The organism is Streptomyces sp. NPDC047042 (genome assembly GCF_040644035.1).
GTDB lineage: Bacteria > Actinomycetota > Actinomycetes > Streptomycetales > Streptomycetaceae > Streptomyces.
Genome location: NZ_JBEYVP010000010.1, coordinates 128,827 through 143,484, shown reverse-complemented (window position 1 = coordinate 143,484; position 14,658 = coordinate 128,827). Strand labels below are relative to the sequence as shown.

At 69.7% G+C, this 14,658-nt stretch carries 15 protein-coding genes; 4 read left to right on the top strand and 11 right to left on the bottom strand.

Going from position 1 to position 14,658, the window contains the following annotated elements; translation table 11 throughout:
* Nucleotides 1-11: 11 nt before the first annotated feature.
* On the bottom strand, nucleotides 12-1,487 hold the full coding sequence (locus ABZ855_RS13780) for an XRE family transcriptional regulator (protein ID WP_360805891.1): 1,476 nt from the start codon (nucleotides 1,485-1,487) through the stop codon (nucleotides 12-14).
* Between the two features lie 601 nt (nucleotides 1,488-2,088).
* Here ABZ855_RS13780 and ABZ855_RS13775 point away from each other — a divergent pair.
* Both ABZ855_RS13775 and ABZ855_RS13770 read left to right on the top strand, forming a co-directional pair.
* Nucleotides 2,089-2,319, top strand: a complete 231-nt coding sequence (locus ABZ855_RS13775; protein ID WP_360805888.1) for a hypothetical protein — start codon at nucleotides 2,089-2,091, stop codon at nucleotides 2,317-2,319.
* Entirely contained in the window at nucleotides 2,316-2,726 is a 411-nt protein-coding gene (locus tag ABZ855_RS13770) for a DUF6415 family natural product biosynthesis protein (RefSeq protein ID WP_360805885.1), read from the top strand. Before ABZ855_RS13775 ends, ABZ855_RS13770 begins: the two co-directional genes overlap by 4 nt.
* Nucleotides 2,727-3,007: 281 nt before the next feature.
* Here ABZ855_RS13770 and ABZ855_RS13765 read toward each other — a convergent pair whose 3' ends face one another.
* The 3 genes from ABZ855_RS13765 to ABZ855_RS13755 are packed head-to-tail and all read right to left on the bottom strand — an operon-like array spanning nucleotide 3,008 to nucleotide 4,899.
* The gene (locus ABZ855_RS13765; RefSeq protein ID WP_360805882.1) at nucleotides 3,008-3,694 is read right to left on the bottom strand and encodes an SDR family NAD(P)-dependent oxidoreductase; all 687 of its coding nucleotides are present in this window, start codon (nucleotides 3,692-3,694) and stop codon (nucleotides 3,008-3,010) included.
* Nucleotides 3,691-4,131: an ester cyclase gene (locus ABZ855_RS13760; RefSeq protein WP_360805879.1), complete on the bottom strand. Its 441-nt coding sequence runs from the start codon at nucleotides 4,129-4,131 to the stop codon at nucleotides 3,691-3,693. The genes ABZ855_RS13765 and ABZ855_RS13760 overlap by 4 nt, the downstream gene beginning before the upstream one ends.
* A gap of 27 nt (nucleotides 4,132-4,158) precedes the next feature.
* Complete coding sequence (locus tag ABZ855_RS13755; protein WP_360805876.1) at nucleotides 4,159-4,899, bottom strand: SDR family oxidoreductase; 741 nt, start codon at nucleotides 4,897-4,899, stop codon at nucleotides 4,159-4,161.
* Between the two features lie 93 nt (nucleotides 4,900-4,992).
* Between ABZ855_RS13755 and ABZ855_RS13750 the strand changes: the two genes are divergently transcribed.
* Nucleotides 4,993-5,601: a TetR/AcrR family transcriptional regulator gene (locus tag ABZ855_RS13750; protein ID WP_360805873.1), complete on the top strand. Its 609-nt coding sequence runs from the start codon at nucleotides 4,993-4,995 to the stop codon at nucleotides 5,599-5,601.
* Between the two features lie 47 nt (nucleotides 5,602-5,648).
* Here the strand turns inward: ABZ855_RS13750 and ABZ855_RS13745 are convergent, their stop codons facing one another.
* Together ABZ855_RS13745 and ABZ855_RS13740 are read right to left on the bottom strand one after the other, a co-directional pair.
* A complete protein-coding gene (locus ABZ855_RS13745; RefSeq protein WP_360805870.1) occupies nucleotides 5,649-6,284 on the bottom strand; it encodes a lipoprotein in 636 nt (211 codons plus the stop codon).
* 95 nt (nucleotides 6,285-6,379) lie between these two features.
* Nucleotides 6,380-7,480 (bottom strand): citrate synthase 2, encoded by a 1,101-nt coding sequence (locus tag ABZ855_RS13740; RefSeq protein ID WP_360805867.1) that lies wholly within the window; start codon nucleotides 7,478-7,480, stop codon nucleotides 6,380-6,382.
* 291 nt (nucleotides 7,481-7,771) lie between these two features.
* On the opposite strand from ABZ855_RS13740, the gene pdxH reads away from it, so the two are divergent.
* Nucleotides 7,772-8,443 (top strand): pyridoxamine 5'-phosphate oxidase, encoded by a 672-nt coding sequence (gene pdxH, locus ABZ855_RS13735; protein WP_360805864.1) that lies wholly within the window; start codon nucleotides 7,772-7,774, stop codon nucleotides 8,441-8,443.
* Nucleotides 8,444-8,471: 28 nt separating this feature from the next.
* Here pdxH and ABZ855_RS13730 read toward each other — a convergent pair whose 3' ends face one another.
* The 5 genes from ABZ855_RS13730 to ABZ855_RS13710 all read right to left on the bottom strand — a co-directional run bounded on the left by ABZ855_RS13730 (nucleotide 8,472) and on the right by ABZ855_RS13710 (nucleotide 14,642).
* Complete coding sequence (locus ABZ855_RS13730; protein ID WP_360806283.1) at nucleotides 8,472-9,095, bottom strand: TetR/AcrR family transcriptional regulator; 624 nt, start codon at nucleotides 9,093-9,095, stop codon at nucleotides 8,472-8,474.
* An 11-nt stretch (nucleotides 9,096-9,106) separates the two neighbouring features.
* A complete protein-coding gene (locus ABZ855_RS13725; protein WP_360805861.1) occupies nucleotides 9,107-9,844 on the bottom strand; it encodes an enoyl-CoA hydratase family protein in 738 nt (245 codons plus the stop codon).
* 25 nt (nucleotides 9,845-9,869) lie between these two features.
* The gene (locus ABZ855_RS13720) at nucleotides 9,870-11,459 is read right to left on the bottom strand and encodes a 4-coumarate--CoA ligase family protein (RefSeq protein WP_360805858.1); all 1,590 of its coding nucleotides are present in this window, start codon (nucleotides 11,457-11,459) and stop codon (nucleotides 9,870-9,872) included.
* A 42-nt stretch (nucleotides 11,460-11,501) separates the two neighbouring features.
* Nucleotides 11,502-12,668, bottom strand: a complete 1,167-nt coding sequence (locus tag ABZ855_RS13715) for an acyl-CoA dehydrogenase family protein (RefSeq protein ID WP_360805855.1) — start codon at nucleotides 12,666-12,668, stop codon at nucleotides 11,502-11,504.
* A 108-nt stretch (nucleotides 12,669-12,776) separates the two neighbouring features.
* A complete protein-coding gene (locus ABZ855_RS13710) occupies nucleotides 12,777-14,642 on the bottom strand; it encodes a biotin carboxylase N-terminal domain-containing protein (RefSeq protein WP_360805852.1) in 1,866 nt (621 codons plus the stop codon).
* Nucleotides 14,643-14,658 lie beyond the last annotated feature (16 nt).

The window sequence follows — 14,658 nt, the reverse complement described above, 5'->3', positions numbered from 1 at the left end:
CGGAGATGAAATCAGGAGGCACCTTCTCCTGACGAGAGCGCAAGGTGGCGCGGAGCGGAGTCCAGGCAGAACTCTTCGATGGCTGCGCGCAGACCCACGGATGCCGTGCCGCTCGCGTGCGGGCCACCGGCATCGACGGGCAACTCGCCCAGACGCCGGGTGACGGGCGCGAGTCGGTGGTCGGGTGGGAGCGCGAGCACCGGCGCGAGCGCTTCGAAGGCGCCCTCTGCTTCGCCGGCGCTCAGGTGCGCTGCGGCCTTGCTGATGTGGATCTGTGCCTCGGTGCCGTAAGCACGTACGGGCTGTGCGGCAAGGAGAGTGATGGCACTGTCCGCCGCGCGGAGGGCGTCAGCCGGGCGCCCGACACGGAGGTGGACCGCTGCGGCGTAGTTCTCCTGGCGTGCGGGTCGGCAAGCGAAGATGCCCCCGATGTCGTCTTCGCCGGTCACGGATCCGCGGGCGTCGGCGGCGCGACTCAGTGCTTCCAGAGCCTCGTTCTCAGCTCCGAGTTGTGACCAGGCATCGGCCTCCTGACAGGCGAGCAGCACGGCGACCGTGCCCGAGGAGCGGTACGCCATCCCGCGCCGGGCGTAGGTGATGGCGTCCCGTAGGCGCCCGTCCCAGAACGCGACTTTGGAGCGGGTGGACAGCACCCAGGCGCGGAGGTCGTTGTGCCCGGCCAGTTCGGCACAGAGCCACGCCGTACGGCCTTGCGTGTCAGCGTCTCTGAGCTGCCCGAGGTCGGACGACATCCATGCGAGCAGTCCACACAGGTAGCCGGCCGCCGCGTAGAGGTCGGCGGACTGGCGCGGGTATTGGTGGCCTTCGAGGAGAGCGAAGACGCGGTCCCGCAGGGCCCGCGTGCGCGCGAGGAGAGGCAGCGGGTCGGAGGTGAGGTAGTCGGAAGCCAGCGCCCGGGTGTCGGCCATGAGCTGTTCCAGCGCCAAGTCCCCGACGTTGGATGCCTCTGCCCATTGCGCCCAGGCCGCGGACTCGTCTGCGGCAAGGCGCACCAGGTCGCTGCCGCTCGACTCCGTCTGCTGACTTGATGCTCGCAGTGCTGGAGGGGGCGCCTCGGGGGAAGGGACCGGGCCGCTCAGCAGGCGCAGGTCGCCTTCGGGCAGGGCCCGCCGGTCGTCCAGGTCAAGCAGGTTCTCCACGCTGCAGGCGAAGGCGTCAGCCATGGCAAGGAAGACGGCGGGGGTCGGTCGACGGGCAGACGGTCCCGGCCACTTCTCCCATTTGGCGACGAGCGATGCGTCGGCAGCCACGGCCTCGCCGGGACGGCGGCTGCTGACCTGAGTAACGCGGTCCGCCGCCTCCTGCAGGGTCCACCCCTGGGCGTGCCTCCACGCCTCACGAGGGCGCATGCGAAAGCGGATGCGCATCTCGATGGCGATGTCCGCGACCGTGCATCCGGCGCCGGTCATGTCGTGGCGGAGGGCGTCCCGGTCAGCCTTGGAACCGAGCTTGGGACGAGCGGTCATGGGCGGACTCCCCTGCGCGACGTTGTGAACTCACGGTATCCGTGCAGTCACCCAGAGGATGTCGGTGCGGGGAGAATTCGCCGGGCGTGCAGCCCAACGCACTGCCCAAGAAGAGGCGTTGCCGCAGGTCAAGGCTGTGCTGTCGGTCCAGGAAAGTTGGACATGGCCGCCCGTGACGGTGCCCCCTGCTTTTGGAACGGTAGTGGGACGAGAAACGGCAATACGGGGCAACGGCTCCGATGAAGCCCCGGCGACCGCTGACACGGTCCCGAGGCGTGGCCGACTGCGAAGGAGTCGACGTGAACCTTGTACCACGATTGCTCGAACGGGTGAGAACACTCCTGTTCCGGCTGCCTGAATCCAGCCACCACGCGCTTGGTTCGGACCGGCAGGAGGACTCGAACATGATCGTGCGCGATCCGTCGCCGGAGATGTGGGGTGCCATCCTCGTCCACGCCCGACGGCGCAGGGCCCAGCGCAAAGGGTTTATGTCGACATCTGCTCGTTGCCTCGAACAGGGCACTACTTCTCCGATGCGCGCGTACGCCTTTCCACCACACGGGCCGGCGTACGCGCTGACTGTGTCGGCCCAGGAGGCCCGTTGCAGGTGACTGCGTACAAGCCGAACCTCGGCGACACCGTCGAGGACACCGGCACCAGGAAGGTCGGCAAGGTCATGGGCTACGAGGGGCCGTACGTCCAACTGCGGCCGATCGGCGGTGGCCGGGAATGGGACGCACGGCCGGACGACCTCCGGCCCGTCACCGAGGCGCAGGCCCTGCGCACCGCCGTCGCGATGGCCAACGCCCGCTCACGGGGAGAGTGGCTGTGACCGCGAACGCCTCGCTCCCCGTCGACATCGAGATCATGCGCGCCAGCGCGGGCCGCCTGCTAGCGCCCGACGCCACAGTGCCCTCCGCGCAGGAACTGGAGACACTCATGCTCATGCTGAAGGGACACCTGGCGCTCGTCATCCCCGAAGTGGAGCGGGCCGCCGCAGGACCGGACGACGACTACGACCTCGCCCGTGTGTGCGCCTGGACGGCCGTCACCGAGAGCCGCAGGAAGCTGCGCATCGAGCCGCGCCCCAGCCTGAGTTCACACATCGCATACGCGCGCCGTCTGTCCCGTTCCCTGAAGGCCCTGTGCGACCACTACGAGACTCTGAACGCCCCTCCGGAGGAGGCCTGCCTCGACGGCAGCGGCACCCCTGCCCCAAGGTCTCGAAAAAGCGGTTGAACGACGGTCGTGCCCGTATCTAGTGTGTGAGCACACTGAAGGGAGGTGATCGGGTACATGAGTGAAACCCGGACGCGTGAGGTGGCTGCGGGCTAGCGGCTCGCCACCACGTTCAATGCGGTGCCGGACCAGCGTGGGCTACTGACACGCAAGCCGGCCGAATCCAACGCAGTCACCCGACCCGCGAGCTCGCCGGTGAGTCCGGCCGGCCCCTCCTCCAGAGGGCCCGAGCTCGCGGGTCGCCTGCGTTCAAGGACTCCGCACGCAGGATGAACGCACCGCTACCAGAGCACCTCCCCGTTCTCGTCCTGGAAAGTTCCTGTCGGGCCGTCCGCGTCGAGAGTTGCCATTCGTACGACGACCCTGGCACTCACCTCTGGCGCCCTTCCGATTCCGAACGCCGCAGTCAGGTCGGTCGCCGTGGTGCCGGGCTCCACCGCGTTGAATCTGATGCGCGGCTGGGACTTGGCGTACTGGACCGTGAGCATGGTGGCCGCGGACTTCGAGGCGGAGTAGAGCGCCAACGGCAGGCCGAACTCCGGCCGGTCCGGGTTGGTCACCGCCCAGAACGATCCGGCACTGCTCGAAACGGTGACCACGTTCGGGTTCGAGGATTTATGCAGGAGGGGAAGTGCCGCCTCCGTGACGCGCACGATTCCCACCGCATTGGTGTCGAAGGCCCGGAGGGCCGTGGGGCCGTCGATGACTCCGTCCCCGAGGATGCCCGCGTTGTGCACCAGGACGTCGAGTCGGCCTTCGGCCGAGTCGATCGTCGCCAGCGCGTTGCTCACCGACGCGTCGTCGGTCACGTCGAGCCGCACGAATCGTGCGCCAAGCGCTGCCGCCGCCTTCTCGCCTCGCTCGACGTCACGCGCGCCGACGTAGACGACGTGACCCAACGCGAGGAGCTGTTTGGCTGTCTCGAAACCGATGCCTTTGTTGGCCCCGGTGATCAGTGTGACTGTCACTTCGCATCCTCGCGGATTGGGTGGCCGGTCAGTTGCCGGAGAAGTTCGCCGGCGTCGTGCAGGGCGGTCATGTGCACGAACCGTCCGTTGCGGACCTGGTAGATGGCGTACTCGGCAATCTCGAACGAGGCGCCGGTGGGAGCCACACCGAGCCATTCCTTCAGCGGAGTACCGGTGTTGACCAGACGGGCCGCCAAGCGGTCGCCGTCGAAGAGCATTTCCTTGAGTTCCCAGCTGAGGTCCGGAACCGCGTCCACGGCATGCTTCTGGACCGAGATGAGGTCGTCCCTGGTGGCCGGCTCGCCGTTCAAAGTAGTCCGGTCGTCGATGAACTCGTCCATGCCGTCGAACTTGTGGGCGTTGAGCGCCTCGACGTAGCGCAGGTAGAAGGCGCGCAGATCGCTGCCGCTGTCGCTGTCGCTGTCGCCGTCGGACATGCGGTGATCCATGAGGGGTCCCGCCTCTCAGATCTGGTTGAGGCCGCCGTCGACGTACAGGCTCGAACCGGTGATGAAGCTGCTCTGCTCGGAGGCGAGGAAGGCCACTGCGGCGGCGATCTCCTCCGGGCGTCCGAGTCGTCCCAGTGGCACAGCCGTTGCCAGTCGCTGCTTGAACTGCTCCGGGTCGGGGGTGAGCCCCACCAGGGCAGGGGTCAGGATCGGGCCCGGGGTGACGGTGTTGACCCGGATGCCGCGTCCCTTGAGTTCGTTGGCCCAGGTCCGGGAGAAGGATCGGGTGGCGGCCTTGGTCGCGGCGTACACGCCGAATGCCTCGTCGCCGGAGTCCACGCTGGTGGAGCCGTTGAGGATGATCGTGGCGCCGTCGTTGAGCAGTGGCAGCGCCTTCTGGACGGTGAACAGTGTGCCGCGGACGTTGATGCCGAAGATGGTGTCGAAGTGTTCCTCGGTGATCTCCCCGAGCGGTCCGAGCGCGGCGATGGAGGCGTTCGCGAACAGAACGTCCAGGCCCTGCCCCCGGCTGCGGATCTCCTCGTAGAGCCGGTCCAGGTCGGCCAGGTTCGAGATGTCGCCGGTGACCGCGGTGGCCGACGAGCCGATCACATCAAGGGCCGCTTCGAGTTCGGCCTTGCGTCGGCCGGTGATGAACACATGTGCGCCCTCGGCCGCCAGCCTCACCGCGCTGGCCAGGCCTATACCGGTACTGCCTCCGGTGACGAGAGCCGTCTTTCCCTCAAGTAATCCCACGTGAACAGCCTCCCTCGATTTCCGCAACGATCGCTGCAGAAGTCGAACATAGCACTTCTGTATCGATCACTGCAGAAGACGTAGACTGTGGGCGTGGAGAAGAAACAGAGCGGCGCTATCGGCCGACCGCGAGGATTCGACGCCGACCAAGCTCTCGAGCGCGCCATGCTGGTCTTCTGGGAGCACGGCTACGAGGGGGCCAGCCTCGCCAACCTCACGGACGCGATGGGCATCTCCACCACCAGCATGTACGCGGCCTTCGGCAACAAGGAGACGCTGTTCCGCAAGGCCCTGGAGCGCTATACCGAAGGCCCGAGCGCATATCTGCCCCGGGCTCTGGACGAGCCGACCGCCCTCGGTGTCGCCACCGCGATCCTGGCCGGCACCGTGCGCACCACCACCCGCCCGGCCAGTCCCCAAGGGTGTATGGGCGTCCAGGGCGCCCTGACCGTCAGCGACTCCGGGCAGGAGATCCGCGGCCTCCTCATCGACTGGCGCGACAACGCGTGCTCCCGCCTCCGGGAGCGGTTCCAGCGGGCCGTCGACGAGGGTGACCTGCCCGCGGACGCCGATCCGGGGCTACTGGCCCGCTACGTCACCACGTTCGCGTTCGGCATGTCCGTACAGGCCGCGAGCGGTGTCTGCCGCGACGAACTCCAGAAGCTGGCCGACGCCGCCCTGCGCAACTGGCCACCCTCCTGAGACGAACTCCGGGTCGGCTCCAGCCCTTCAGGGTCAGCCCTTCAGGGTCAGGCCTTCAGGGTGCGCTTCACGAGTTCGAACGCCGGGAGCATCGCCTCGTGTTCGCCGTCGTCCAGGCCTCCGAGGTGTACGACGGCCGGGCCGCGTGGTGTCGTGACCGCGAGGGCGCGTTCCGTTTTCGCCGTGTCGTCGAACTGGCTCTGATACGCGTACGTCACCTCTACGCCCGCGAGGGGGCCCGCCTGGAATGTGCTGTACCGCGCCTTGCTCGTGTTCTTGTCCGCGGTCACGAAGGCTTCCAGTACGGCGCGTGCGTCGGCGGTGCCCGGGCCTGCGGTCCACACGCGGAGGAAGCCGATGTGGCCGGCCGGCTTGGCGTCCACCTCGCACACGAGGCCTACCGGGCCCTGATACGGAGGGTCGGTCACGGCTTCCGCCGTCCAGTCCTTGGCGATGTCGAAGGTGACGGGGAGCTTGCAGGCCGAGTCGGCGGCTCCGATGTTGCCGCCGCTCTCGGCGGTGGCCTCGCGCGCTGTCGCGGAGGCGGTCACTGGCGCGGGCTGCTTCGCGCCCTCGTTCGCCGCCTCCGAGCAGCCCGTCAGTGCCGTGAGCGCCGTCAGCGACGCCGCCAGCAGCGCCGCCTTGGCCGATCCGTGCCGTCTGTTTCCCGCCCCGACCAGCATGTGCTGTGCCTCCCCTGTTCGAGCGGGACACGTTATCGGAGCGGGCAGCAGGTCGGCGTACCCGGGCCGTACCCGGTCAGGGCCGGTCGGAGGGCTCAGTGGGCGATGCCCTCGTAACCCTCGATCTCACGCGGGTTGCGGGTGCCCGGGCCGACATAGCGGGCCGACGGGCGTACGAGCCTGCCGGTGCGCTTCTGTTCGAGGATGTGCGCCGACCAGCCGGCCGTGCGGGCGCACGTGAACATGGACGTGAACATATGGGCCGGGACCTCCGCGAAGTCCAGGACGATCGCCGCCCAGAACTCGACGTTCGTCGCCAGGACCCGGTCCGGACGGCGGGCGTGCAGCTCCGCGAGGGCGGCCTTCTCCAGCGCCTCGGCGACCTCGAAGCGCGGAGCGCCCAGGTCACGGGCCGTACGGCGCAGCACGCGCGCGCGTGGGTCCTCGGCGCGGTAGACGCGGTGGCCGAAGCCCATCAGGCGCTCGCCCTTGTCCAGGGCCTGCTTGACGTAGGCGTCCGCGTCGCCCGTGCGTTCGATCTCCTCGATCATGCCGAGGACGCGGGAGGGCGCGCCTCCGTGGAGAGGGCCGGACATCGCCCCTACGGCCCCCGACAGCGCCGCCGCCACGTCCGCGCCCGTCGACGCGATCACCCGCGCGGTGAACGTGGACGCGTTCATGCCGTGCTCGGCCGCGCTCGTCCAGTACGCGTCCACCGCGGCCACGTGCTTCGGGTCCGGTTCGCCGCGCCAGCGGATCATGAAGCGTTCGACGACGGACTGCGCCTTGTCGATCTCGCGCTGCGGAACCATGGCGTTGCCCTGCCCGCGCGCCGACTGGGCGACGTACGACAGGGCCATGACGGCGGCGCGGGCGAGGTCGTCGCGGGCCGTCTGCTCGTCGATGTCGAGCAGCGGACGCAGGCCCCAGACCGGCGCCAGCATGGCGAGGGCCGACTGGACGTCCACCCGGATGTCGCCCGAGTGGACCGGGATCGGGAACGGCTCGGCCGGCGGCAGGCCGGGGTTGAAGGCGCCGTCGACGAGCAGGCCCCAGACGTTGCCGAAGGAGACGTGGCCGACCAGGTCCTCGATGTCGACGCCCCGGTACCGGAGTGCGCCGCCCTCCTTGTCCGGTTCGGCGATCTCCGTCTCGAACGCGACTACTCCCTCAAGTCCGGGTACGAAGTCGGACATCAGGCGGCTCCTCTTGATGTGTGCGACAGGGGTACGGCCGTCCGGCCGCCAGTGCGCGAAATCCGTGTCCCGTCCGGTCCGGCCGGTCTGTTTCGTTGCGGTTCAGGTCGGTTCGGTTCCACGGCCATTCCCATCTGGCTCGCGGTCCGAAACGGTCACCTGGGTGATGCCCCGTTCGATCGGTCGTTCAACCGGACGACAACAGCACGATATCCCCGAGTGCCACCTTTGGGGAGCCCTTGCGGCACTCAGTGCCACTCAGTGACGTCGCCGATACGGCAAGATGACCGTGTGACCGACCGCCGCCCCACCTTCCCCCTCGACCCCGCCGCCATGCGCAAGCAGTACCGCGCCGACGGCCTGACCGAGGGCGAGCTGGCCGACGGCCCCATGGAGCAGTTCGCGCGCTGGTTCCGGCAGGCCGCCACGGACGCCGGGCTCATCGAACCCAACGCCATGGTCCTCTCCACCGCCGACGCCGACGGGCGGCCCTCCTCCCGTACCGTGCTGCTGAAGCAGTTCGACGAGCAGGGCTTCGTCTTCTTCACCAACTACGGCTCCCGCAAGGGGAGCGACCTGGCCGCCAATCCGTACGTCTCGCTGCTGTTCCCGTGGCTGCCGCTGGCCCGCCAGGTCGTCGTCTCGGGCGTCGCGCGCCGTACGGGACGCGACGAGACGGCCGCCTACTTCCGTACCCGGCCGCACGGCTCCCAGCTCGGCGCGTGGGCCAGCGAGCAGTCCTCGGTGATCCTTTCCCGGGACGAACTCGACGCCTCCTACGCCGAGTTGGCCGCCCGCTATCCGGAGGGCGAGCAGGTGCCGGTGCCGCCGAACTGGGGCGGGTTCCGGGTGGCCCCGGAGACGGTCGAGTTCTGGCAGGGGCGCGAGAACCGGCTGCACGACCGGCTGCGGTACGTGGCGGAGGCGGACGGGAGCTGGCGGGTGGAGCGGCTCAGCCCCTGAACACGGGGCGAATGGACCGGGTGGGTGCTCAGTCCAGTGACTTGTCCAGCAGGGCCGCCCACTGTGCCACCACCCGGTCCCTCCGGCCCGCGTCGTCCGTGAGCAGGTTCGCCAGTCCCAGACCCCGGGACATGTCCAGGAGGCCCTGGACCGTCTCCCGTACGCCCGGACGCGACTCGTCCGCGCCCAGCAGCTCTACGGCTATCCGGTGGGTCTCGCGGCCCACGTGGGCCTCCAACTCGGTTACGCGCGGCCGGAGTTGCTCCTCGTTGGAGGCGGCCACCCAGAGGTGGAGGGCGGCGCGGAAGAGGGGGCCCGTGTAGAGGTCCACCAGGGCGGCGACCACCGCGCGGCGGTCGCCGGCGCCCTCGGGGAAGAGGGCGCGCAGGGCGGTCGAGCGTTCCTCGGCGACGTACTCGACGGCGGCCGTGAACAGGTCCTCGCGGGTACGGAAGTGATGCTGGGCGGCGCCCCGGGAGACACCGGCGCGCTCGGCGACGACGGAGACCGTGGAGCCCGCCCAGCCGTGCTCGGCCAGACAGGCCACGGCGGCCTCCAGCAGACGCCGGCGGGTGGCACGGCTGCGGTCCTGCTTGGGTTCGCGTCGCTTGGTCTCCCGCCCGTCGGGTTCGCGTCGCGTGGGTTCCCGCATGGGCTCGCGTGTCACAACTTCCATGACGGGTCCCGTCGTTCGAGGAAGGACGTCATGCCCTCGCGGGCCTCGGCGGAGGCGAACAGTCGTGCCGACAGGGCCGTCAGCTCGGCGGTGTCCCGGTCGAAGACCTCCAGCACCTTGGCCGTGAGCAGCCGTTTCGTCTCCGCCAGGGCGCCCGGCGCCGCGCTGCGCAGCCCGTCGAGGACCGGCTCCAGGGCCGCGTCCACGTCGTCGGCGGCCTCGGTGAGCAGGCCGGTACGGACGGCCTCCGCGGCGTCGAAACGGTCACCGGTGAGGTAGTGGCCGGCGGCGGCGCGCGGGTCGAGGCGGGGCAGCAGCGGCATGGAGATGACCGCGGGCGCCAGTCCGATCCGCACCTCCGTGAACGCGAACGACGTCTCCGGGCCGCCGATCGCGAGGTCGCACGCGCCCAGGAGGCCGAGGCCGCCCGCCCGGACGTGCCCTGTGACCCGGGCGACGACCGGTTTCGGCAGCTCGATGAGCTGCCGGAACAGGGCGACGAGGGCCGCCGGGTCGGGCGGCTGCTTCAGGTCGGCGCCCGCGCAGAACGTGTTCCCGGTGTGGGTGAGGACGACCGCGCGTACGTCCGGGTCCTTGCCGCAGTCCGTGAGCGCGTCGGCCAGGTCCCGCACGAGGTGCGCGGACAGGGCGTTGCGGGTCTCGGGCGCGTCCAGGGTCAGTGTGGCGATGCCACGCGCGCGCGTGGCGGTCACTGTCCGTGTCACGGCATCTCCCAACTGGTGTTCTGCCTCAACCTGCGTTCTCCCTCAACCTGCGGCGCAGGATCTTGCCCGAGGCGGCCCTCGGTACGTCGTCGACGAAGGTGACGTGCCGGACCCGCTTGTACGGGGCGACGCGCTCGGCGACGTACATCATGACCTCTCCCTCGGAGAGGTCGGAGCCGTCGGAATGGCCGGACGCGGACGGCTGGCGGACGACGAAGGCGTGCGGGACCTCGTTGTTGTCCTCGTTGTAGACGCCGATGACGGCGGCGTCGGCGATCCGGGGGTGGGTCAGGAGGAGGGCCTCGAGTTCGGCGGGGGCCACCTGGAAGCCCTTGTACTTGATGAGTTCCTTGACGCGGTCCACGACGAACAGCCAGCCGTCGGCGTCGACATGGCCGACGTCCCCGGTGTGCAGCCAGCCGTCCGCGTCGATCATCGCGGCCGTCGCCTCGGGGTTCCCCAGGTAGCCCTTCATCACCTGGGGGCCGCGGATGACGATCTCGCCGGCCTCGCCGACGGCGGCGTCCCGGTCGGGGTCGTCGAGGGACAGGACGCGCATCTCGGTGCTCGGGATGAGCCTGCCGACCGTGCCGGGCGGGGCGGTGCTCATGTCGTCCAGGGGGACGGCGTGCGTGCCAGGCGACAGTTCCGTCATGCCGTACGCCTGAGCGACCGGCGGCAGGCCGAGGCGCGCGGAGCAGGCGGCGGCGAGGGTCGCGTCCAGCGGGGCGGCGGAGCTGAGGACGTACTGGAGGGACGACAGGTCGTACTGCTCGACGGCCGGGTGCTTGGCGAGGGCCAGGACGATCGGCGGGGCCACGAACAGGCCGGTGATCCGGTGCTTCTCGATGGCGGCGAGGAAGGTGTCGAGGTCGAAGCGGGGCAGGACGACCACGGTGGCGCCATGCCCCAGGGACAGGTTCATGAGAGCGGTCAAACCGTAGATGTGAAAAAACGGCAATACCGCCAGGATGCGGTCACCGGGGCCCATACGCAGGACGGGCGCGAGCTGGGCGAGGTTGGTGGCGATGGAGCGGTGCGTGAGCATGACGCCCTTGGGGATGCCGGTCGTCCCGGAGGAGTACGGGAGTACCGCCACGTCCTCGGCCGGGTCGATGTCGATCTCCGGTTCGGGCGCGGTCGAGCCGATCATGTCGATGAGTGAGCGGTGCCCGGGCGCACTGTCGCAGACGAAGATCTCCTTCACCCCGCCCGCGAGTTCGGCCGCCGCGCGAGCCGTCTCCAGAAGCGGTGAGACGGTGACGATCCAACGGGCGGCGGAGTCGCGCAGCTGTTTGGCGAACTCCTCGGCGGTGGCGAGCGGATGCACGGTCGTGACGGAGGCACCCGCGCGCGTGGCCGCGTAGAAGGCGGTCGGGAAGGCGATCGTGTTCGGGCTGTGCAGAGCGAGGACATCACCCTTGCGCACACCGGCTTCGGCGAGTCCGGCCGCTATCCGCCGGTGAAAGGTGTCCAGTTGGGCGTAGGTGAGGGTGGTGCCGTCGACGCCGTCGACGAGGGCGGGCTGGTCGCCGAACTCGGCGGCCCTGCCCAACACGGCTTCGTGGATGGGGAGTTCTACGGGTTCGACGTCTGCGTACTCGCTGCGGAACATGGTTTCTCCTCGCGCAAAACCGTGCCGGTCGGGCTGTGCCGTTCAGTACGACTTGGGCAGGCCCAGGGTCTGATGGGAGACGTAGTTGAGAATCATCTCCCGGCTCACCGGGGCGATACGAGCCACCCTGGCGACGGTTATCAGGGAGGCGAGGCCGAACTCCCGCGTGAGGCCGTTGCCGCCGAGGGTGTGCACGGCCTGGTCGACGGCCTTCACACAGGCCTCCCCCGCCGCGTACTTGGCCATGTTGGCCGCCTCGCCCGCGCCTACGTCGTCACCGGCGTCGTAGAGGGCGGCGGCCTTCTGCGTCATCAGGCGGGCGAGTTCGAGGTCGATGTGCGCCTGGGCGAGGGGGTGTGCGACGGCCTGGTGGGCGCCGATGGGCGCGTTCCAGACGGTGCGCTCCTTCGCGTACCGGACGGCCGTGGCGAGCGCGTACCGTCCGATGCCGATGGCGAACGCGGCCGTCATGATGCGTTCCGGGTTGAGCCCGGCGAAGAGCTGGAGCAGACCGGCGTCCTCGTCGCCGACGAGCGCCTCGGCGGGCAGCCGTACGTCGTCGAGGGTCAGCTCGAACTGTTTCTCCGGGGACTCGATGTCCATGTCGATCCGGCGCCGCGAGAAGCCTTCGGCGTCGCGGGGGACGATGAACAGGCAGGGCTTGAGGTTGCCGGTACGGGAGTCCTCCGTACGACCGACGATGAGGACCGCGTCCGCGATGTCGACGCCCGAGATGAAGACCTTGCGGCCGGTGAGGAGCCAGTCGCCGGTGTCCGGGTCGCGGCGGGCGGTGGTGGTGATGCGGTGGCTGTTGGAGCCGGCGTCGGGTTCGGTGATGCCGAAGGCCATGGTGCGGGTGCCGTCGGCGATTCCGGGGAGCCACTCCTGTTTCTGGGCGTCCGTGCCGAAGCGGGCGATGACGGTGCCGCAGATCGCCGGGGAGACGATGAGCATGAGGAGGGGGCAGCCTGCGGCGCCGAGCTCTTCCAGGACGATGCTGAGTTCGGCTATGCCGCCTCCGCCGCCGCCGTAGGTTTCCGGGATGTTGGCGCCGAGGTAGCCGAGTTTGGCGGCGTCTGCCCAGAGTTCGTCTGTGTGGCGGTTTTCCGCGGTGACCTTCGTCATGTATTCGCGGCCGTAGTGGGTGCCGAGGGTGGCTACTGCGGTGCGGAGGGCGTTGTGTTCCTCGGATTCGAATGTTGGGGGCATGAGGGTCCTAAGGGGGAGGGGGGTTCGGTTGTGTGGTGACTACGGGTGCGTTGGGGCTTGTCGCGCAGTTCCCCGCGCCCCTATCGGGCGCGGCTTCGCCGGCGCCCGTTACACAACCACCGCCAGTAGGGTGCCCACCTCCACCTGCTGGCCCGCGACGGCGTGCAGGGCTGTGAGTGTGCCTGTCGTTGGGGCTGCGATTTTGTGTTCCATCTTCATTGCCTCCAGCCATAGGAGGGGCTCTCCCGCCCGTACGGGGGATCCTGTGGTCAGGCCCTCCGCCAGTCTCAGCACCGTGCCCGGCATGGGGGCCAGCAACGAGCCCGGGGCGTGTTGGGTGGTCGGGGCCGGGAAGCGGGGCAGGGCGGTGAGGGTCGTGTTGTTGACGTGGATCCGGTCGCCGTAGCGCGTCACCTCGAACTTCCTTCGTACACCGGCCACTTCGAGTACGACGAGACGCGCGTCGGCGTGCACGACCTTGACCCCGTCCGCCGTCAGGCCCTCGCGCGCGTGGCGGTAGGTCGCCTCGTGTTCCTCGCCGTCCGTCGTCGCGTACCGCTTGACCTGCGGTTGTGCGGGCAGGTTGCGCCAGCCGCCGAAGCGGGAGCGGCCGTGGGCGTCGGCGAGGGCGGCGGCCAGGGGGGCGTGGGGGTCGGGGGTCGGGGTGGTGAGTTCCGGGAGGTGGCGGTCGTAGAAGGCCGTGGTCATACGGGCCGTCGTGAACTCCTCGTGGCGCAGGGAGCGGACCAGGAGGTCGCGGTTGGTGGTCGGGCCGTGGATCGTCGCGCGTTCCAGGGCGCCCGCCAGTTTGCGGATCGCCTCCGCGCGCGTGGGGGCGTGTGCGACGACCTTGGCGAGCATCGGGTCGTAGTGGACGGGGATCGTGTCGCCGTCGGCGTACCCGGTGTCCAGGCGGATGTCCGACGCGGACGGGACCGCCAGTCGGTGCAGGGTGCCGGTCTGCGGGGTCCAGTCCCGCGCCGGGTCCTCGGCGTACAGGCGGGCCTCTATCGCGTGGCCACGCGCGCGTGGGGCGCCGTTTTCGAGAGCCCCGTGAGTTTCCAGAGCGCTGCCCTCCGCGACTCGAATCTGTAGGGCCACGAGGTCGATGCCGAAGACCGCCTCCGTGACCGGGTGTTCCACCTGGAGGCGGGTGTTCATCTCCAGGAAGTGGGCCCGGCCGTCCTCCCCCACCAGGAACTCGACCGTGCCGGCGCCCGTGTAGTCGACGGCTCGGGCCGCCCGTACCGCCAGTTCGTGCAGTTCCGCGGTGAGCGTCTCGGGGATTCCGGGGGCCGGGGACTCCTCGATGACCTTCTGGTGGCGGCGCTGGAGGGAGCAGTCGCGGGTGCCGAGCGGCCACACCGTGCCGTGGGTGTCGGCCAGGATCTGCACCTCGATGTGCCGGCCGCCCTCGACGTACGGCTCGACGAAGACCTCACCGTCGCCGAAGGCGCTGTGGGCCTCGGCGCGGGCGGCCTCCAACTCACCGTCCAGGTCGGACAGTTGACGTACGACGCGCATGCCGCGTCCGCCACCGCCCGCCGCCGCCTTGACCAGTACCGGGAGGTCGGCCTCGGTGACGTCGGTCAGCGGCTTGAGCCCCATCAGCTGCTTGGCGCGCGTCTTGGACGCCATCGCCTCGATCGCGGCCGGTGGAGGGCCGATCCACACGAGCCCCGCGTCGATGACGGCCCGTGCGAAGTCGGCGTTCTCGGACAGGAAGCCGTACCCGGGGTGCACGGCGTCGGCGCCGGCCGCCAGCGCGGCCCGCACGATCAGGTCGCCGCGCAGATACGTGTCCACGGAGGCGGTCCCCGGCAGCCGTACCGCCGCGTCGGCCACGCGCGCGTGGAGGGCGTTCTCGTCGGCGTCCGAGTGCACGGCGACCGTCCGGATGCCCAGCTCACGGCAGGTGCGGAAGATCCGGCAGGCGATCTCGCCCCGGTTGGCGACGAGTACGGAGGTGATCACTGATGATTCCCCAGGC

Excerpts from the sequence above, each read along its gene's own strand:
- ABZ855_RS13745 (WP_360805870.1), bottom strand. The coding sequence starts at position 6,284 with ATGCTGGTCGGGGCGGGAAACAGACGGCACGGATCGGCCAAGGCGGCG.
- ABZ855_RS13740 (WP_360805867.1), bottom strand. The coding sequence starts at position 7,480 with ATGTCCGACTTCGTACCCGGACTTGAGGGAGTAGTCGCGTTCGAGACG.
- ABZ855_RS13715 (WP_360805855.1), bottom strand. The coding sequence starts at position 12,668 with ATGCCCCCAACATTCGAATCCGAGGAACACAACGCCCTCCGCACCGCA.
- ABZ855_RS13720 (WP_360805858.1), bottom strand. The coding sequence starts at position 11,459 with ATGTTCCGCAGCGAGTACGCAGACGTCGAACCCGTAGAACTCCCCATC.
- ABZ855_RS13730 (WP_360806283.1), bottom strand. The coding sequence starts at position 9,095 with ATGCGGGAACCCACGCGACGCGAACCCGACGGGCGGGAGACCAAGCGA.
- ABZ855_RS13760 (WP_360805879.1), bottom strand. The coding sequence starts at position 4,131 with ATGTCCGACGGCGACAGCGACAGCGACAGCGGCAGCGATCTGCGCGCC.
- ABZ855_RS13780 (WP_360805891.1), bottom strand. The coding sequence starts at position 1,487 with ATGACCGCTCGTCCCAAGCTCGGTTCCAAGGCTGACCGGGACGCCCTC.